Raw genomic sequence first — 18,630 nt, 5'->3', positions numbered from 1 at the left:
CCCTTGGCCACGCGCCCAGTACCCTCGACGGGTGACCCAGCACCGGCTCGGCCCCTTCGGCCGCCGCCCCCGGGCGGGCCCCGCGGAGGTCGGCCGATGCTGAGCGTGGGCCTGACCGGCGGGATCGGCTCGGGCAAGTCGACCGTCTCGGCCGAGCTCGCCCGGCTGGGCGCCGTCGTCGTCGACGCCGACCGCCTCGCCCGCGAGGTCGTGGCGCCGGGCACGCCCGGCCTCGCCGCCGTCGTCGCGGAGTTCGGCGACGACGTGCTGGCGCCCCGACGGCTCCCTCGACCGGGCCGCCCTGGCCGCGCGGGTCTTCGCCGACCCGGTGGCGCTGGATCGTCTCGGCGCCATCACCCACCCCCTCGTGGCCGCGGAGAGCCGACGGCGGCAGGAGGCTGCTCCGGAGGACGCCGTCGTCGTCCACGACGTCCCGCTCATCGTGGAGAACGGGCTGGCGGACCGGTACGACCTCGTAGTCGTCGTCGGCGCGGACGAGAACGTCCGGGTCTCGCGGCTGGTGACCCGCCGAGGCATGTCGGAGGAGGACGCGCGGGCGCGGATCCGTGCCCAGGCGGACGACGCGGCCCGGCGCGCCGTCGCCGACGTCTGGATCGACAACTCCGGAACTCCCGAGGAGCTCCTCGCGGACGTCCGCCGGCTGTGGGGGGAACGGCTGCTGCCCGAGCGGGACCGGCGCCTGCGGGGGAGCGGGGCGGCCGCGGAGGTCTACCCCGTGCCCGACGGCGAGGACCGCCCCTGATCCTCCGCCTCCTCGGCGGGGGCCGGGTCGGCGAACGGCACCTGCGACGGCACGACCGTGGCCTGGCGGACGGGACTCGGCCGGCGCAGCCGGAGCGGGTCCCGGCGCAGGTCCACGTACAGCGACACGCACAGTCCGCCCATGATGAGTACGAAGGGTGTCGCCGCCAGGATCGTGAACGTCTGGAGCGCGGCGAGCCCGCCGACGAACAGCAGCACCGCCGCGACCGCGCCCGTGAGCACCGCCCACACGATGACCACCGGGGTCCACGGAGTCGCGCGGCCGTAGGAGGACAGGGTGCCCATGACCAGCGATCCGGCGTCGGCGCCGCTGATGAAGAAGACGGCCGTGAGCACCATGACCACGATCGTGGCGCCCGTGTAGAACGGGTACTGGCTGAGCATCGCGAAGAACCCGGCCGCCTCGTTGCCGGCACCGGCGATGTCGACCCCGTTGTGCTGGAGGTTGATGCCGGCGCCGCCGAAGACGGAGAACCAGACGATGCTGACCGCGGTGGGCGCCAGCAGCACGCCCAGCACGAACTCCCGGATGGTGCGGCCGCGGGAGATCCGCGCGATGAACGTCCCGACGAACGGCGTCCACGAGATCCACCACGCCCAGTAGAAGATCGTCCAGCTGGCGAGCCAGTCGCCGCCGCCGAAGACGGCCGACTGGAAGCTCATCGGCACGAGGTTGGAGAAGTACGCCCCGAGGGACTCGGGCAGCAGGTCCAGGATGAAGACGGTGGGGCCCACCACGAAGACGAACACCAGCAGCGTCGCGGCCAGCACGACGTTGGTGTTGCTCAGCCACTTGATGCCGCGCGAGACGCCGCTGGACGCGGAGATCACGACGCCCACGGTCAGCACGCAGATGATGACGACAGGGGTCGCGGCGCCCGGGTTCTCCTCGAACTCGCCCGTCCTCAGCAGCGACAGACCGGCGGCGATCTGCAGGGCGCCGAGCCCGAGGGACGTGGCGGAACCGAACTTCGTGCACAGGATGGCCAGGACGTCGATGGGCCGGCCCCAGCCGCGGCGCTCGATCCGGTCCCTGCCCAGGATGGCCTGGAAAGGGGCGCTCATGAGGTTGCCCCGGCCCATCCGGTGGGTGGAGTACGCGAGGGCGAGGCCGACCACGGAGTAGATGGCCCACGGGTGCAGGCCCCAGTGGAACAGCGTGTACGCCATGGCGTTCTCCGCGGCCGCGGGGCTGCCGGGATCGGCGTCGACGAACGGCGGCGGTGAGGCGAGGTGGGTGACGGGCTCGTAGACCCCGAAGAACATCAGCCCGATGCCCATGCCCGCGCTGAACATCATCGCGATCCAGGAGATGCGGGAGAACTCCGTCTCCTCGCCCTCCCGCGAGATCGGGATGCTCCCGAAGCGTCCGAACGCCAGAACCACGGAGAAGACGACGAAGGCCGCGGCCCCCAGGATGAAGACCCACCCGAAGGTGGTCGTCACCCAGTTGAGCGCAGCCCCGGCGACCTCGCCGACGGCGTCCGTGAAGAGCACGCCGAGGAGGCAGATGGCGACGACCAGTCCGACCGAGACGGCGAACACCGGCTTGTCGACGGTGGCCCAGCCGCGCGCCTGCTCCTCCGGTCCGGCGGGAGCGGTGGTGGCGCCGTCCGGCGGTTGTGTCCCCATGCGGTTCTCGGTCTCCTTCCCCCCCGGGTCGAGACGGACGGGCGCGGCACGCGGGTCGAGGCGGCAGGCAGGGTGGACGGGGCACCCCGGCGCCCGCTCGGCATGCCGCCCTGCGCTCAGTATCGTGGCACCCATGAATGGCGAGGGCGACCCAGGACCGGTGCAGCGCGAGGGTGACACGGGTCGCATCTTCTTCGGCAGCCACGGCGAGCTGCCCAAGTCCGACCTGCGGGTCGCCGCCTACACCGAGATCGATGCCGCGAACGCCGCGATAGGCGTCGCGATGGCCGCCGCGCCCCTGTCCCGGGACGCCGCGACGATGCTGCTGAGCGTGCAGAACGACCTGCTCGACCTGGTCACCGACCTCGGCGTGTCCACGTACGGAGAGCCTGTGGAGGTCACGATCGTCCCGGCGTACGTGGAACGGCTGGACAGGGCTGTCGAGCACTTCTCGGAGCAGGCCGCAGACCTCGGCGGGATGGTCCTGCCGGGCGGGACGCTGGGCGCCGCGCTGCTCTACCAGGCCCGGGCGGCGGTCCGTCGTGCCGAGCTGGCGGTCTGGCGTGCGGTCGAGGCCTACCCGGACGCCGTCAACCGGGAGGTGGGCCGCTACCTGAACCGGCTCTCGACGCTGCTGTTCGTCGTCGCCAGGGTCGTCAACGTCGAGCTGGGGGACGTCGACTGGGTGCCCGGTTCCACCGAGCAGGCCGTCGCCCCGGTCACCGAGCCGGAGCCCGGCACCGCCGGCTGACTCCCTCGGCGAGGGCAGGGGCGTGCCCCGCCGTGGGGCGATGTCGGTGCTCCGACGTACCGTTGACCCATGCGTCCAGTGACCGATCTGCAGCGCACCGTCGCCCCGTTCGAGGTCGTGTCCGAGTACACCCCCTCGGGCGACCAGCCGACGGCGATCGCCGAGCTCACCGAACGGCTCCGCGCCGGGGAGAAGGACATCGTGCTGCTCGGCGCCACGGGCACCGGCAAGTCCGCCACCACGGCCTGGCTCGTCGAGCAGGTCCAGCGCCCGACCCTGGTGATGGCACCGAACAAGACGCTCGCCGCCCAGCTCGCCACGGAGTTCCGCGAGCTTCTGCCGAACAACGCCGTCGAGTACTTCGTCTCGTACTACGACTACTACCAGCCCGAGGCGTACGTGCCGCAGACGGACACGTACATCGAGAAGGACTCCTCGATCAACGACGAGGTCGAGCGGCTGCGGCACAGCGCCACCAACTCGTTGCTGACCCGCCGCGACGTGGTCGTGGTCGCGTCCGTCTCCTGCATCTACGGCCTCGGCACGCCGCAGGAGTACGTCGACCGCATGGTGCAGCTGAAGGTCGGGGACCGGGTGGAGCGGGACGACCTGCTGCGCCAGTTCGTCACGATGCAGTACGTCCGCAACGACATGGCCTTCACCCGGGGCACCTTCCGGGTCCGCGGCGACACCATCGAGATCATCCCTGTCTACGAGGAGCTGGCCATCCGGATCGAGCTGTTCGGCGACGAGATCGACGGTCTGAGCACGCTCCACCCGCTGACCGGTGACGTCGTGCGCTCGGAGGAGGCCGTGCACCTCTTCCCGGCCACCCACTACGTCGCCGGCCCCGAGCGGATGGAGCGGGCGATCACCGGCATCGAGGCCGAGCTCGCCGAGCGGCTGGACGATCTCGAGCGCCAGAACAAGCTGCTCGAGGCGCAGCGCCTGCGGATGCGCACGACGTACGACATCGAGATGATGCGCCAGATCGGGACGTGCTCGGGCATCGAGAACTACTCCCGGCACATCGACGGCCGCGGTCCCGGCACCGCGCCGCACACCCTCCTTGACTACTTCCCCGAGGACTTCCTCCTCGTCGTCGACGAGTCGCACGTGACCGTGCCGCAGATCGGTGCGATGTACGAGGGCGACATGTCCCGCAAGCGCACCCTCGTCGACTTCGGGTTCCGGCTGCCCTCGGCGATGGACAACCGTCCGCTGCGCTGGGAGGAGTTCCTCGAGCGGATCGGCCAGACCGTCTACCTCTCGGCCACGCCGGGGCCGTACGAGCTCAGCCAGTCCGACGGCGTGGTGGAGCAGATCATCCGCCCGACCGGCCTCGTCGACCCCCGAGATCGTGGTCAAGCCGACGAAGGGCCAGATCGACGACCTGCTCGGCGAGATCCGCGAGCGGGTGGAGAAGGACGAACGGGTCCTCGTCACGACCCTGACGAAGAAGATGGCCGAGGACCTCACCGAGTACCTGCTCGAACGCGGCGTGCAGGTCCGGTACCTGCACTCCGACGTCGACACGCTGCGGCGCGTGGAGCTGCTGCGCGAGCTGCGGCTGGGGCAGTTCGACGTGCTCGTCGGCATCAACCTCCTCCGCGAGGGCCTCGACCTGCCCGAGGTGTCCCTCGTGGCCATCCTCGACGCGGACAAGGAGGGCTTCCTGCGCTCCTCCACGTCGCTCATCCAGACGATCGGCCGTGCGGCCCGTAACGTCTCCGGCCAGGTGCACATGTACGCCGACACCGTCACCGACTCGATGGCGCACGCGATCGAGGAGACGACGCGGCGTCGCGAGAAGCAGGTCGCCTACAACGTGGCCAACGGCATCGAGCCGACGGCGCTGCGCAAGCGGATCGCCGATGTCACCGACATGCTGGCGCGCGAGGACATCGACACGGCCGAGCTGCTCGAGGGCGGCTACCGCGGCGCGGGCAAGGGCCCCGGCACGAAGGACCGCCGGAAGTCGGGGGAGTCGGCCCGCGAGAAGCTCGCCGGCGCGGCCGCGAGCGACCTGGCGGAGCTGATCCAGGACCTCTCGCAGCAGATGCACGCCGCGGCGGAGGAGCTGCAGTTCGAGCTGGCCGCGCGGCTGAGGGACGAGATCGTCGACCTCAAGAAGGAGCTGCGCCAGATGACGGCCGCGAACGCCTGACTCGGCCGACGCATCTCCCGGGCCCACCCGTACGCCCGGCCCGGTCGCAGGGAAGTGGCGCCCGGTACGTCCGCTCCTGCGGCGTCCCCGCCCACCCGTGACGGTCGCGCGGCCCTCCGCGGGTGCCGTATCGTTGCCCAGGCGGAGGGGAGTATTCCCCGAACAGTGGCGCCGTCATCACGGCGGGCGACAGATCTGCCCGCTCGGTGCCACCGGCCCGGACCATCGACGGTCGTCCCTTGCGCTCGGGCGCGGCGGACGGTCACGGACCAGGCGGAAGAGACCTCCGGTACCTGACCCCTACGTACCGGAGGAACCGTGGAAGTCCACGCCCTTGGTTGGATCGCTCTCGGCGCGCTGATCGTCGTGATGATCACGATCGACATCGTCGGCCACGTCCGTCACCCGCACGCCCCCACCTTGAAGGAGGCGGCCTGGTGGTCGGTGGCCTACGTGGCCATGGCCATCGTGTTCGGCTTCGTCGTCTGGGCCGTCTACGGCGGCCAGTACGGGACGGAGTACTTCGCCGGGTACGTCACCGAGAAATCGCTCTCGGTGGACAACCTGTTCGTCTTCGTGATCATCATCGCCGCGTTCAAGATCCCGAGGAAGTACCAGCAGGAGGTCCTGCTCGCAGGCATCATCATCGCCATCGTCCTGCGGGGCATCTTCATCGCGCTGGGCGCCGCCGTGATCGCGAACTTCTCCTGGGTGTTCTACATCTTCGGCGCGTTCCTGATCTGGACCGCCATCTCCCAGGCGCGTCAGGGCGTCGAGGATCCGGACGAGCACGAGGAGTACCACGAGAACGGCTTCGTCCGCCTCGTGCGCCGGTTCGTGCCCGTCACGCCGGGCTTCGTGGGCGGCAAGCTGGTCCACCGCCACCACGGCCGGACGATGATCACGCCGATGCTGCTGGCGATCCTGGCGATCGGCAGCGCCGACCTGCTCTTCGCCGTGGACTCCATCCCGGCCATCTTCGGCCTCACCAAGGAGCCGTACCTCGTCTTCGCCGCGAACGCGTTCTCTCTCCTCGGCCTGCGTCAGCTGTACTTCCTCATCGACGGCCTGCTCGACAAGCTCGTCTACCTGCACTACGGCCTCGCGGCCATCCTGGGCTTCATCGGCCTCAAGCTGGTGGTCCACGCGCTCCACGAGAACGAGCTGTCCTTCATCAACGGCGGCGAGCACTGGACGGCCATCCCCCGAGCCCTCGATCCTCGTCTCGCTCGCGTGGATCGTCGGCGTGCTCCTCGTCACCGTGGTCGCGAGCCTGCGCAAGAACAAGAGGGACGCCAGGCTCGCCGCCGCGGAGGAGTACATCCGCAGCCGCGGCGAGTCGGACGTCGACCGCCGGCCGCACATCCCGCCGGTCGAGCCGGTGCAGCGCGGCTCGGAGGACTGACCTCCCGCGCACAGGGAACGCACTCGGGGACCGGGCGGCACCGCTCCCGATCTCCGGGTGCGGCGCACCGCCCGCGCTGAACGCGGCACACCGCCCGGCCCCCCGGAGGGGGCCGGGCGGTGCCGTGTGGCGTCTACGCCTCCCGCAGGGCCAGCTGCCGGGCGAGCGCCGCACAGACGACGAGCTGCAGCTGGTGGAAGACGATGACAGGAACCGCCACCACGGCGGCGGTCGTGACGGGAAAGAGCACCGCCGCCATCGGCAGGCCCGTCGCGAGCGACTTCTTCGAGCCGCACATCAGCAGCGCGATCCGGTCCGGCAGATCGAGACCGACGGCGCGGCCGCCCCACCACGTGGCGGCGAGCATGGCGGCCAGCAGGACGGCGGAGATCAGGAGCAGGGCGAGGATCATCGTCAAGGACACGGTGTCCCACACGCCCGCCGCCGTCGCCGCCGCCACGGCGCCGAGCACGACGACGAGGATGGTCCCGCGGTCCACGCTCACCGTCAGCCACCGGCGGGCCCGGATCCAGCTGCCCACCCACGGTTGCAGGAGCTGCCCGACGACGAAGGGCGCTAGCAGCTGGAGCAGCACGTCCCGCAGGCCACCCAGACCCACGGCGCCGGACCGGTCCATGAGCACGAGCACGAGGACCGGGGTGAGGGCCATGCCGAGCACGTTCGACACGGTCGCGGCGCAGATCGCCCCCGCCACGTTCCCCCCGCGCGATCGACGTGAACGCGACGGACGACTGCACCGTCGACGGCAGCAGCGTCACGTACAGCAGGCCCGTGGCGAGCGCGGAGCCGACCAACGATCCGGTGACCGCGTGCAGCGCGAGCCCCAGCAGCGGGAACAGGACGTACGTCGAGAGCAGGATCGCGCCCTGCAGGCGGATGTTGCGCAGGCCGGCCAGCACCTCGCGGGTCGACAGCCGCATCCCGTAGACCAGGAAGAGCACCGTGACGGCGACGTCACCGGCCGTGGCGAGCCCCGCGCGCACGGGCGCCGTCGTCGGGACCACCAGGCCGGCCACCATCGTGGCCAGCAGCGCGAGGACGAAGGGGTCCGCGAAGGTCCGGAGGGCCCGGCCCATCACCCGAGCGAGCCGACGACCGGGCTCCAGGCGCGTGCGGTCCGGCGCACGATGAGGTGGGCGCGGTGGAACGGGTCCGAGTCGAGCAGGTGGATCGCCGCGTCGTGGTTCTCCGCGCGCACGAGCAGGAGCGCGCCGGGGGCGGCCGCGTCGAGCCACGGCCCCGAGGCGAGCAGGGATCCGGCTTCGTGCAGCCCGCCGAGGAAGGCCCGGTGCTGCGGACGCAGCGCGTCGAGGTCCTTCGTGCGGTTCTGGTCGTAGACGTACTCGACGGCGAAGAGGGTCATGATGGTCAGGGTAGCGACTGGCGCGCCAGAGTCGACGCGAAGAGGGGCCGGGTTCCGGGTGGCGCTGGTTCCTCACCAGCCGCGGGCGCGCCACTCCGCCAGATGGGGACGCTCGCGCCCGAGCGTCGTGTCGTCCCCGTGGCCGGGGTAGACACGGGCGTCGTCGTCGAACCGGGCGAAGACGCGGCGCTCGACGTCGTCCATCAGGGAGGTGAAGTCCCCGGGCCTCCAGGTCCGGCCCACGCCGCCGGGGAAGAGGGAGTCGCCGGTAAAGAGGTGCACGCGGCCGGGGCGGGGGCCGTCGTCCCCCTCGCGCAGTGCCAGCGCGACCGATCCGGGCGTGTGGCCGCGCAGCGCGACGACCTCCAGCTGGACGTCGCCGACCCTCACCACGTCACCGTCGGCCAGGGTGCGCGTGGCGGCGACGGGCAGCTCTGCCGCGTCCTCTTCCCCGACGAGCACCGCCGCTCCGGTCGCCTCGACCACCGCGGGCAGGGCTCGGTGGTGGTCCCAGTGCCGGTGCGTGGTGACGACGGCGTCGAGCCTCCCCGAGCCCTCGTCCACCAGCGCGAGGAGACGCGCGGCGTCGTCGGCGGCGTCGACCAGGAGCTGCGAGCCGTCGCCGGCCGTGACGAGGTAGGCGTTGTTGTCCTGCTCCGAGACGGACACCTTCCGCACGGTGACGGACCCCAGGCGGTGGACGACGGCGGAGCCGCCGGGCTCGACGTGGGCGTCGGTCAGGTCCTCGCGCAGCTCGTCGTCCATGGTCCGCATCATGCCCGGCCGACGGAGGGTCGACGTACGGGCGGCAGGGTCGCCGCGCGGGCGCCCACCGGCGTCGCGCTCACGCTCGCGGCGTGGAGCGCATGGGCGGCACGCACCAGCGTGAGGTGGGAGAACGCCTGCGGGTAGTTGCCCGTGAAGCGTCGGCCGACCGGGTCGTACTCCTCCGCGAGCAGCCCCAGGTCGTTCGCCGACGCGACGAGCTCGTCCATGTGCCGGGCGGCGGTCTCGACGTCACCGGTGCGGGCCAGGGCGTCCACGAGCCAGAAGCAGCAGGCGAGGAACGGGTGCTCGCCGCCGGGCAGCCCGTCCACGCCCGTCTCGGTGCGGTAGCGGCGCACCCACGGCCCGTCGGCGAGCTCCTCCCGGACCCGGGCGACGGTCCCGAGGATCCGCGGGTCGTCGGGCGGCAGGAACCCCACCTGCACGAGCTGCAGGAGGGAGGCGTCCGTGGTCCTCGCCCCGTAGTGCTGGACGAAGGAGTTGAGCCCGGCGTCGTACCCGTGGCGCAGCACGTCGGCGCGGATCTCCTCGCGGACCCCGCGCCACGTCTCCACCGGCCCGTCGCAGCCGAACTCCTCGACGGCCCGCACGGCGCAGTCGAGGGCCGCCCAGCACATGACCTTGGAATGGGTGAAGTGGCGGAGGGGCCCGCGGATCTCCCAGATGCCGTGGTCGGGGGAGCGCCAGCGCCGGACCATGTGGTTGACGAGGACCCGCTGGAGCGCCCAGGCGTCGTCGTCGGCCGGCAGGTCGGAGCGGCGGGCGAGGTCGAGGGCGAGCATGACCTCGCCGAGGACGTCGTTCTGGTGCTGGTCCACGGCACCGTTGCCGATGCGCACCGGCCGTGACCCCGCATAGCCGGTGAGGTGGTCGAGCGTGCGCTCGGGCAGGTCCCGCGCCCCGTCGAGGCGGTACATGATCTGCAGGTTCTCGGGGTCGCCCGCGGCCGCCCGGAGCAGCCACCGTCGCCACTCGTCGGCCTCGTCCCGGTAGCCGACGTCGACCAGGGCCTCGAGGGTGAGCGCCGCGTCCCGCAGCCAGGAGTACCGGTAGTCCCAGTTGCGTCCGCCGCCGATCTCCTCGGGCAGCGACGTCGTGGCGGCCGCCGCGATGCCGCCGGTCGGCTCCTGGGTGAGCAGCCGCAGCGTGAGCAGGGACCGCACGACGGCCTCGCGGTACGGGCCCTCGTACGACGTCGCCCGCGCCCACTCCGACCACAGGTTCTCGGTCTCCCGGACCTCCGCGTCGATGTCGGGCCGGCACGGCACGGGTTCCCACGACTTCGTCCACGTGAGCACCTGGTCGACCACCTGGCCCGCGGTCACGTCGAACCTGTCCTCGTGGCGGCCCTCCCGTCCGCGCGGGAGCCGGTCTCCGGCCAGCGTCAGGGCGTCGGGACCGGCGACGGCGCGGATCACCTCCGACCCGTCCGTCGCGCGGTCGCGGTGCACCCAGGGCCGCGTCCTGCCGTACCCGAAGCGGACGACCCACTCCTGCTCGAACGTCACCGTCCCCGTCAGGCCCTCGATCCGGCGGATGAGGTCGGACCGGTCGTTCGCGAGCGGCATGGCGTCGGTCACGCGCGCGGTTCCGGTAGGGGTGGTCCAGACCGTCTCGAGCACGAAGCTGTCGCCGCGGTACCGGCGGGTCGCGGTGACGCGCCCGTCCGACCCGCGGGCGCCGTCGTGGGGCCCGCCACGGCGCCCGTCCGACCCGCCGTCACCGGCGACGGCGGCCAGCCGCCAGCGCCCGTTCTCCGGCGTGCCGAGGAGGGCCGCGAAGAAGGCGGGGGAGTCGAGCCACGGCAGGCACAGCCAGTCCACCGAGCCGTCCCGCGAGACGAGCGCGACCGAGTGGGCGTCGCCCAGCGCCGCGTAGTCCTCGATCGGGGTCGGCCCGGGGCGGTCGGGCGCGGCCTGCGGCGAGGTGCCGGTCATCGTCCCGATGGTCCCAGACGGGCACGCCCCGGGCCAGGGGGCCGCACGGACCGGCGTGACGTCGAACACACGTGCGGAGGTCATCGGCGGCGCCTATGATTCTGCGGGTGAGCGATCAGCTACTCGTGCGCGGCGCGCGCGAGCACAACCTCCGCAACGTCAGTCTCGAGCTTCCCCGGGACAGGCTCATCGTCTTCACCGGTCTGTCGGGGTCGGGCAAGTCCTCGCTCGCGTTCGACACGATCTTCGCGGAGGGCCAGCGCCGCTACGTCGAGTCGCTCAGCTCCTACGCCCGGCAGTTCCTCGGGCAGATGGACAAGCCCGACGTCGACTTCATCGAGGGGCTCTCGCCGGCCGTCTCGATCGACCAGAAGTCCACCAACCGCAACCCGCGCTCGACGGTCGGCACGATCACCGAGGTCCACGACTACCTCCGCCTGCTCTTCGCACGCGCCGGGACGCAGTACTGCCCGGTGTGCGGCGAGAGGGTCACGGCGCAGACGCCGCAGCAGATCGTGGACCGGCTGCGGGAGCTGCCCGAGGGCACCCGGTTCCAGGTGCTCGCCCCCATGGTCCGCGGGCGCAAGGGCGAGTACGCCGACCTCTTCCGCAACCTCCAGGCGCAGGGCTTCGCCCGGGCGCGCGTGGACGGCGAGGTCGTCCCGCTCGCCCAGCCACCGGTGCTGGACAAGAAGCTCAAGCACGACATCGACGTCGTCGTGGACCGCCTCGTGATCCGCGAGAACGTCCGGCAGCGGCTCACGGACTCGGTCGAGACGGCGCTCCGGCTCGCCGAGGGCCTCGTCGTCGTCGAGCTCGTCGACCTCGACGCGGACGACCCCGGCCGCGAGCACCGCTTCTCGGAGAAGCGCGCCTGCCCGAACGACCACCCGCTGACGCTGGAGGAGGTCGAGCCGCGGACCTTCTCCTTCAACGCCCCCTACGGCGCCTGCCCGGAGTGCACCGGCATCGGATCCCGCCTGGAGATCGACCCCGAGCTCGTGGTGCCGGACGAGGAGCTCAGCCTCGCCGAGGGCGCCGTCGCGCCGTGGGCGTCGCAGGGCGAGTACTTCCTGCGGCAGCTGCGGGCGCTGGCGGAGCAGCTCGAGTTCTCCGTGGACGTGCCGTGGCGGGCGCTGCCCAAGCGCGCCAAGCAGGCGGTTCTGTACGGCAAGGACTACGAGGTCAAGGTGCGCTACCGCAACCGGTGGGGCCGGGAGCGCTCGTACACCACCGGTTTCGAGGGCGCCGTCGACTTTGTCCGGCGCAAGCACGACGAGACCGAGTCCGAGTGGTCGCGGGAGCGCTACGAGGGCTACATGCGCGAGGTGCCCTGCCCCGTGTGCCACGGCGCCCGCCTCAAGCCGGAGGTCCTCGCAGTCCGGCTCGGCGAGCTCAACATCGCCGAGCTGAGCGACATGTCGATCGAGGCGGCCAAGCGCCACCTCGACAGCCTGACGCTCGGCGTGCGCGAGGCCGCCATCGCCGGACAGGTGCTGCGGGAGATCCACGTCCGGCTGCAGTTCCTCCTCGATGTGGGCCTGAACTACCTGACGCTCTCCCGCGCCGCGTCGACCCTCTCCGGCGGCGAGGCGCAGCGGATCCGGCTGGCCACCCAGATCGGCTCGGGCCTCGTCGGTGTGCTCTACGTGCTCGACGAGCCCAGCATCGGGCTGCACCAGCGCGACAACCGCCGCCTCATCGACACCCTCACCAGACTGCGCGACCTGGGCAACACCCTCATCGTCGTCGAGCACGACGAGGACACGATCCGGGTGGCGGACTGGATCGTGGACATCGGCCCCGGCGCCGGCGAGCACGGCGGCAAGGTGGTCCACTCCGGGGACCTGCCCGGCCTGCTCGCCGCCGAGGAGTCCGTCACCGGGGCCTACCTGTCGGGCCGGCGCGCCATCCCCACGCCGGCGAAGCGGCGCAAGATCGACAGGAAGCGTCAGATCACCGTGGTGGGGGCGCGGGAGAACAACCTCAGGAACATCAGCGTCTCGTTCCCGATCGGCACGTTCGTGGCCGTCACCGGCGTGTCCGGCTCCGGGAAGTCGACCCTGGTCAACTCGATCCTGTACCGGGTGCTGGCGGCCGAGCTCAACCGTGCCCGGAACGTCCCGGGCCGGCACACCCGGGTCACGGGCCTGGACGAGCTCGACAAGGTCGTCCACGTCGACCAGTCGCCCATCGGGCGCACCCCGCGGTCCAACCCGGCCACCTACACCGGGGTGTGGGACAACATCCGCAAGCTCTTCGCCGAGACCACCGAGGCCAAGGTGCGCGGCTACGGCCCCGGCCGGTTCTCCTTCAACGTCAAGGGCGGCCGCTGCGAGGCGTGCAAGGGCGACGGCACCATCAAGATCGAGATGAACTTTCTGCCCGACGTCTACGTGCCGTGCGAGGTGTGCGAGGGGGCGCGCTACAACCGCGAGACCCTCGAGGTGCACTACAAGGGCAAGACGGTCGCCGAGGTGCTCGACATGCCGATCGCCGAGGCGGTCGACTTCTTCGGCGCCGTGCAGAAGATCAAGCGGTACCTGCAGACCCTCGTCGACGTCGGTCTCGGGTACGTCCGGCTCGGCCAGCCCGCCACGACCCTCTCCGGCGGTGAGGCCCAGCGGGTCAAGCTCGCCGCGGAGCTCCAGCGCCGCTCGACCGGGCGGACCGTCTACGTCCTCGACGAGCCGACGACGGGCCTGCACTTCGAGGACATCCGCAAGCTCCTGCAGGTGCTCCAGGGCCTGGCGGACAAGGGCAACACGGTCATCGTCATCGAGCACAACCTCGACGTCATCAAGAACGCCGACTGGGTCATCGACATGGGCCCGGAGGGCGGCTCCGGAGGCGGCACGGTGGTGGCCGCCGGCACGCCGGAGCAGGTGGCCAAGGTGGAGGAGTCCTTCACCGGGCAGTTCCTCCGCGAGGTGCTCGAGGGAAGGCTCGTCCACGCCACGTCCTGAGGTCTGCCCGCACGGTGGGCGTTGTCGCTAACGTGGGCCCATGGGAGCACTCCAGACGTACAGCGTGACGGTGGACTGGACCGGGGCCGACGAGCGCGGCACCGCCAGCTACACGAGCTACTCGCGCGACCACGAGCTGCGGGTGGAGGGCAAGCCGACCCTGCTGGCGACGTCGGACCTGAAGGTCCGCACCGACGTCAGCCGGTACCGGGCCGAGGAGCTGTTCGTCGGCTCCCTCTCCCAGGCCCAGATGCTGTGGTTCCTGCGCACCGCGGCCAAGCACGACGTCGTCGTCCTGAGCTACGCGGACAAGGCAACCGGGACCCAGCGCGTCGAGGGAGCCGGGTCGGGCCCGTTCGTCGAGGTCGTCCTGCGGCCCCACGTGACGTACGCCGGGCCCATGAGCGAGGAGTCCGCCGCGCGGCTGCACCACGAGGCGCGTGAGTACAACCATCTCGCACGCTCGGTCGGCTTCCCCGTGCGGGTGGAGCCGGTGCAGGTGTCCGTCGCCACGGTGTGAGGTCCGGCCCGCGGAGCAGGGGTGTCGGCACGCTGACGTAGGCTCGGGAGCATGGCCGACCCGTCCACGTACCGTCCCCGGCCGGGCGAGGTTCCCGACCGGCCGGGCGTGTACCGCTTCCGCGACCCGCACGGCCGCGTCATCTACGTCGGCAAGGCGAAGAGCCTGCGCAACCGGCTGTCGAACTACTTCCAGGACCTCTCCGCGCTCCACCCGCGCACCCAGCAGATGGTGACCACCGCGTCCTCGGTGGAGTGGACGGTCGTCGGCACCGAGGTCGAGTCGCTCGCGCTCGAGTACGCCTGGATCAAGGAGTTCGACCCGCGGTTCAACGTCAAGTACCGCGACGACAAGTCGTACCCCTTCCTGGCGGTGACGATGGGGGAGGAGGTGCCGCGCGTGCAGGTCATGCGCGGTGCCAAGCGCCCCGGAACCCGGTACTTCGGGCCGTACACGCACGCCTGGGCCATCCGGGACACCGTCGACCAGCTGCTGCGCGTCTTCCCGGTCCGCACGTGCTCCGCCGGGGTGTACCGGCGCGCGCAGACGTCGGGCCGGCCGTGCCTGCTCGGCTACATCGACAAGTGCTCCGCCCCGTGCGTGGGCCGCATCTCCCCCGAGGACCACCGGGAGCTCGCCGAGGAGTTCTGCCGGTTCATGGAGGGTGAGACCGGCCCGCACCTGCGCCGCCTCGAGCGCGAGATGAAGGAGGCCTCCGCCGCGCTCGACTTCGAGCGCGCCGCCCGCCTGCGCGACGACGTCGGTGCCCTGCGCCGCGTGGTCGAGAAGAACGCCGTCGTCCTCCCGGACGGCACCGACGCGGACATCTTCGGCCTCGCCGCCGACGAGCTCGAGGCCAGCGTGCAGGTCTTCCACGTCCGGGGCGGCCGGATCCGCGGCCAGCGCGGCTGGGTCGTGGAGCGCGTGGAGGACCTCGACGACGCGGGCCTGGTCGAGCACCTCCTCCAGCAGGTCTACGGCGACGCCCAGCCGGCCGTCGCCCCGAAGGACGAGAAGTCGGTCGGCAGGGCACGTGCCCGCCGCGCGGACGGGCAGGCCACGAGCGTCGACGACGTCCGGCACACCCCCACCACCGCCGTCCCGCGCGAGATCCTCGTGCCCGTGATCCCGACCGACGTCGAGGGCCTGACGGCGTGGCTGTCCGGCTCGCGCGGCGCGAAGGTCCGCATCCGGGTGCCGCAGCGCGGTGACAAGAAGCACCTCGCGGAGACGGTCCGGACCAACGCCGAGCAGGCGCTCAGCCTCCACAAGAGCCGGCGGGCGGGGGACCTCACGAGCCGGTCGCGAGCGCTCTCGGAGCTGCAGGAGGCGCTCGGGCTCGCCGACTCGCCGCTGCGCGTCGAGTGCTACGACATCTCGCACACCCAGGGCGCGCACCAGGTCGGGTCGATGGTGGTGTTCGAGGACGGGCTGCCCAAGAAGTCCGAGTACCGCCACTTCATCGTGCGCGGCCAGGACGGCAAGGGCGCGCGGGACGACACCGCCGCGATGGACGAGGTGCTGCGCCGCCGGTTCCGCCGTTACGTCGCCGAGCGCGACGCGGAGGAGCAGGCACGAGGCGGCGGCGCGCTCTCCGACGCCGGTGCCCGCGCCGTGGGGGCCGCGCTGGCGGGTGACGACCCCGACCGCACCGGCACGGTGGACATCGACGCCCTGGACGACGACGGGGTGCCCCTGCGCGCGGGGCCGGTCGACCCGACCACGGGCCGGGCCCGGAAGTTCGCCTACCCGCCCAACCTCGTCGTGGTCGACGGCGGGCAGCCCCAGGTGGCGGCGGCCCAGCGCGTGCTCGACGAGCTCGGCATCGACGACGTCGCGCTCGTCGGCCTGGCCAAGCGGCTGGAGGAGGTCTGGCTGCCGGACGACGACTTCCCCGTGGTGCTGCCCCGTACCTCGCCGGCGCTGTACCTGCTCCAGCACCTGCGCGACGAGTCGCACCGGTTCGCGATCACCCACCACCGGTCCAGGCGGGCGAAGGCGATGACCCGGTCGGTGCTCGACGACGTGCCCGGGCTCGGTCCGACGCGGCAGCGAGCGCTGCTCAAGGCCTTCGGCTCGGTGAAGAACATCCGTGCAGCGACCGTCGAGGAGGTCGCCGCGGTCAAGGGCGTCGGACCGCGCACGGCACGGGCCGTGCTGGAGGCGCTGGGTGCACCGGGTGCCGTCACCGCGGCCACGCCGGACGCCGCCGCGACCACGGACGGCGCAGCCGCGGCCACGCCTGACGCGGCGCCCGACGGCGCCCCGTCGGCGCCCGACACCGCCGGCGAGGACCAGCGCGTCCATGCCGGGCGCGACCACCTGGCATCCTGAGGGCATGCAGAGACCGGGGAACGACGAGAGCAGGCCGTCCACCGTCCCGGAGGGCATCCCCCTCCTCGACGAGGAGGCGCGGCTCCCGAAGAACGACCCGCCCGAGCTGCTGATCATCACCGGGATGTCCGGTGCCGGCCGCTCGCGCACGGCCGCGGCGCTGGAGGACCTCGACTGGTACGTCGTCGACAACCTGCCGCCGCGGATGCTGGCCGCGCTCGCCCGGATGATGACTCCGGGGGAGGGCGGGGTGCACCGTCTGGCGGCGGTGGTCGACGTCCGCTCGCGGGAGTTCTTCGCCGAGCTGGTCAGCGTGCTCGACCAGCTGCGGGTGCAGGGCACCGACTACCGCATCGTCTTCCTCGACGCCGCGGACGAGGAGCTCGTGCGCCGCTACGAGTCCGTGCGCCGCCCCCATCCGCTGCAGGGCGACGGCCGGCTGCTCGACGGCATCCACGAGGAGCGTCAGCTGCTCGCGCACCTGCGCCGTCGTGCCGACGTGCTGATCGACACGAGCACCCTGTCTGTCCACGACCTGGCTCGCAAGGTCCGCGAGGTCGTGGCGGGGGAGCCGGACCGGCCGCTGCGGCTGACCGTCGTCTCCTTCGGCTTCAAGTACGGTCTGCCGCTCGACGCGGACCACGTGGTCGACGTCAGGTTTCTCACCAACCCGTACTGGGTCTCCGAGCTGCGGCACCTGACGGGCACCGACGAACCCGTCCGCGACTACGTCCTGGGCCAGGACGGGGCGACGCAGTTCGCCGACCGCTACGTCGAGGCGATCGCGCCAGTGCTGGACGGGTACATCGACGAGCTCAAGCCGTTCGTCACCATCGCCGTCGGCTGCACCGGCGGCAAGCACCGGTCGGTCGCCATGGCGGAGGCGATCGCGCAGCGCCTGCGGGATCGGGGGCAGTCGGTCCGCACCCTCCACCGGGACATGGGGCGGGAATGAGTCTCGCTCCCGGCGACCGCACCCCACGCACGACAGGCCTCCAGCCCGGGGCGCGCGGGCCTGCCGTGGTCGCCCTCGGCGGCGGCCACGGGCTCGCGGCCACCCTCGGCGCGCTGCGCCACCTCTCGCAGAACCTCACCGCCGTCGTCACGGTCGCGGACGACGGCGGATCGTCCGGCCGGCTGCGGCACGAGCTCGGCGTGCTCCCGCCCGGCGACCTGCGCATGGCCCTCTCGGCGCTCTGCGACGACGGCGAGTGGGGCCTGACCTGGCGGGACGTGCTCCAGCACCGGTTCGTCTCGGACGGTCCGCTCAACAACCACGCGGTCGGCAACCTGCTGATCGTGGCGCTGTGGGAGCTGCTCGGCAGCGAGGTCGCCGGCCTGGACCTGGTCGGCCGGCTCCTCGGCGTGCAGGGCCGGGTGGTGCCGATGGCCGCCGTGCCCCTCGAGATCGAGGCGGAGGTGCACTCGCCCGAGGGCACCCGCACGGTCCACGGCCAGTACAACGTGGCGGTCACCCCCGGCCGGGTGGAGAAGATCCGCCTCGTGCCGGAGGACCCGCCCGCCTGCCAGGAGGCGGTCGAGGCGGTCCGGGCCGCGGACTGGGTCGTGCTCGGCCCCGGCTCCTGGTACACCTCCGTGATCCCGCACCTGCTGGTCCCCCAGCTGGCGGACGCGCTGCGGACCACCACGGCGCGCCGGGCACTGACGGTCAACCTGTCGGCCCAGGTGGGGGAGACCGACGGGATGACCGCCGCCGACCACGTCCGCAGCCTGCACGAGCTCTCCCCGGGCCTGCGCCTCGACGTGGTGCTGGCCGACCCCTCCGCCGTCGAGGACCTCGACGACCTCACGGAGGCGGCCGCCGCCTGCGGCGCCGAGGTGCTCCTGCGGCAGATCGGTGTGGGGGACGGCACAGCTCGTCACGATCCGCTCCGGCTGGCCGCCGCGTACCGTGACGCCTTCGAAGGAGTGCTGGGGGGATGTGGGCAGATCCCGGCAGGAAAG

At 72.1% G+C, this 18,630-nt stretch carries 12 protein-coding genes and 4 pseudogenes; 10 read left to right on the top strand and 6 right to left on the bottom strand.

The window, feature by feature from the left end; genetic code table 11:
- Window positions 1-96: 96 nt before the first annotated feature.
- A pseudogene (locus DA06_RS05815) lies at window positions 97-216 on the top strand (dephospho-CoA kinase); the annotation flags it as partial.
- Between the two features lie 112 nt (window positions 217-328).
- Complete coding sequence (locus DA06_RS05810) at window positions 329-763, top strand: dephospho-CoA kinase (RefSeq protein WP_052436417.1); 435 nt, start codon at window positions 329-331, stop codon at window positions 761-763.
- Here DA06_RS05810 and DA06_RS05805 read toward each other — a convergent pair.
- The gene (locus tag DA06_RS05805) at window positions 730-2,415 is read right to left on the bottom strand and encodes a BCCT family transporter (RefSeq protein WP_418607125.1); all 1,686 of its coding nucleotides are present in this window, start codon (window positions 2,413-2,415) and stop codon (window positions 730-732) included. The two genes, DA06_RS05810 and DA06_RS05805, sit on opposite strands and share 34 nt — an antisense overlap.
- A 133-nt stretch (window positions 2,416-2,548) precedes the next feature.
- Between DA06_RS05805 and DA06_RS05800 the strand changes: the two genes are divergently transcribed.
- The 3 genes and pseudogenes from DA06_RS05800 (at window position 2,549) to DA06_RS05790 (ending at window position 6,818) form a co-directional block, all read left to right on the top strand.
- Window positions 2,549-3,166, top strand: coding sequence for a cob(I)yrinic acid a,c-diamide adenosyltransferase (locus tag DA06_RS05800; protein WP_418607123.1), 618 nt, complete (start codon window positions 2,549-2,551; stop codon window positions 3,164-3,166).
- 69 nt (window positions 3,167-3,235) lie between these two features.
- A pseudogene (uvrB, locus tag DA06_RS05795) lies at window positions 3,236-5,333 on the top strand (excinuclease ABC subunit UvrB).
- A 318-nt stretch (window positions 5,334-5,651) separates the two neighbouring features.
- Window positions 5,652-6,818 (top strand): TerC family protein, encoded by a 1,167-nt coding sequence (locus DA06_RS05790; RefSeq protein WP_418607121.1) that lies wholly within the window; start codon window positions 5,652-5,654, stop codon window positions 6,816-6,818.
- A gap of 53 nt (window positions 6,819-6,871) precedes the next feature.
- Here DA06_RS05790 and DA06_RS05785 read toward each other — a convergent pair whose 3' ends face one another.
- The 5 genes and pseudogenes from DA06_RS05785 to DA06_RS05765 form a co-directional block, all read right to left on the bottom strand.
- Complete coding sequence (locus tag DA06_RS05785; RefSeq protein ID WP_418607120.1) at window positions 6,872-7,453, bottom strand: bile acid:sodium symporter; 582 nt, start codon at window positions 7,451-7,453, stop codon at window positions 6,872-6,874.
- A 73-nt stretch (window positions 7,454-7,526) separates the two neighbouring features.
- Window positions 7,527-7,778, bottom strand: a pseudogene (locus DA06_RS05780) (bile acid:sodium symporter); the annotation flags it as partial.
- A gap of 56 nt (window positions 7,779-7,834) precedes the next feature.
- Entirely contained in the window at window positions 7,835-8,122 is a 288-nt protein-coding gene (locus tag DA06_RS05775; protein ID WP_043498127.1) for a YciI family protein, read from the bottom strand.
- Window positions 8,123-8,194: 72 nt separating this feature from the next.
- Window positions 8,195-8,887 (bottom strand): MBL fold metallo-hydrolase, encoded by a 693-nt coding sequence (locus DA06_RS05770; RefSeq protein WP_052436419.1) that lies wholly within the window; start codon window positions 8,885-8,887, stop codon window positions 8,195-8,197.
- A gap of 8 nt (window positions 8,888-8,895) precedes the next feature.
- Complete coding sequence (locus tag DA06_RS05765; protein ID WP_052436418.1) at window positions 8,896-10,845, bottom strand: glycoside hydrolase family 15 protein; 1,950 nt, start codon at window positions 10,843-10,845, stop codon at window positions 8,896-8,898.
- A 95-nt stretch (window positions 10,846-10,940) separates the two neighbouring features.
- Between DA06_RS05765 and uvrA the strand changes: the two genes are divergently transcribed.
- From uvrA to DA06_RS05740, 5 genes and pseudogenes are all read left to right on the top strand, one after another.
- Complete coding sequence (gene uvrA / locus DA06_RS05760; protein WP_418607117.1) at window positions 10,941-13,811, top strand: excinuclease ABC subunit UvrA; 2,871 nt, start codon at window positions 10,941-10,943, stop codon at window positions 13,809-13,811.
- 40 nt (window positions 13,812-13,851) lie between these two features.
- Window positions 13,852-14,331, top strand: a complete 480-nt coding sequence (locus tag DA06_RS05755; protein WP_043498125.1) for an OsmC family protein — start codon at window positions 13,852-13,854, stop codon at window positions 14,329-14,331.
- A gap of 51 nt (window positions 14,332-14,382) precedes the next feature.
- Window positions 14,383-16,665 (top strand): excinuclease ABC subunit UvrC, encoded by a 2,283-nt coding sequence (gene uvrC / locus DA06_RS05750; RefSeq protein WP_052436415.1) that lies wholly within the window; start codon window positions 14,383-14,385, stop codon window positions 16,663-16,665.
- A gap of 4 nt (window positions 16,666-16,669) precedes the next feature.
- Window positions 16,670-17,620, top strand: coding sequence for an RNase adapter RapZ (gene rapZ / locus DA06_RS05745; protein ID WP_043498147.1), 951 nt, complete (start codon window positions 16,670-16,672; stop codon window positions 17,618-17,620).
- Window positions 17,617-18,450 (top strand): annotated as a pseudogene (locus DA06_RS05740) (gluconeogenesis factor YvcK family protein); the annotation flags it as partial. The gene rapZ and the pseudogene DA06_RS05740, both read left to right, overlap by 4 nt.
- Window positions 18,451-18,630 lie beyond the last annotated feature (180 nt).

The organism is Georgenia sp. SUBG003 (assembly GCF_000715355.2).
Taxonomy (GTDB): Bacteria; Actinomycetota; Actinomycetes; order Actinomycetales; family Actinomycetaceae; genus Georgenia.
Note: the sequence above shows the minus strand (reverse complement) of the source record. Positions and strands in the feature narration are given on the sequence as shown.

Coding starts and splice junctions, on each gene's coding strand:
- uvrC (WP_052436415.1), top strand. CDS start 14,383: ATGGCCGACCCGTCCACGTACCGTCCCCGGCCGGGCGAGGTTCCCGAC.
- uvrA (WP_418607117.1), top strand. CDS start 10,941: ATGATTCTGCGGGTGAGCGATCAGCTACTCGTGCGCGGCGCGCGCGAG.
- DA06_RS05765 (WP_052436418.1), bottom strand. CDS start 10,845: ATGACCGGCACCTCGCCGCAGGCCGCGCCCGACCGCCCCGGGCCGACC.
- DA06_RS05770 (WP_052436419.1), bottom strand. CDS start 8,887: ATGGACGACGAGCTGCGCGAGGACCTGACCGACGCCCACGTCGAGCCC.
- DA06_RS05775 (WP_043498127.1), bottom strand. CDS start 8,122: ATGACCCTCTTCGCCGTCGAGTACGTCTACGACCAGAACCGCACGAAG.
- DA06_RS05755 (WP_043498125.1), top strand. CDS start 13,852: ATGGGAGCACTCCAGACGTACAGCGTGACGGTGGACTGGACCGGGGCC.
- DA06_RS05800 (WP_418607123.1), top strand. CDS start 2,549: ATGAATGGCGAGGGCGACCCAGGACCGGTGCAGCGCGAGGGTGACACG.
- rapZ (WP_043498147.1), top strand. CDS start 16,670: ATGCAGAGACCGGGGAACGACGAGAGCAGGCCGTCCACCGTCCCGGAG.
- DA06_RS05805 (WP_418607125.1), bottom strand. CDS start 2,415: ATGGGGACACAACCGCCGGACGGCGCCACCACCGCTCCCGCCGGACCG.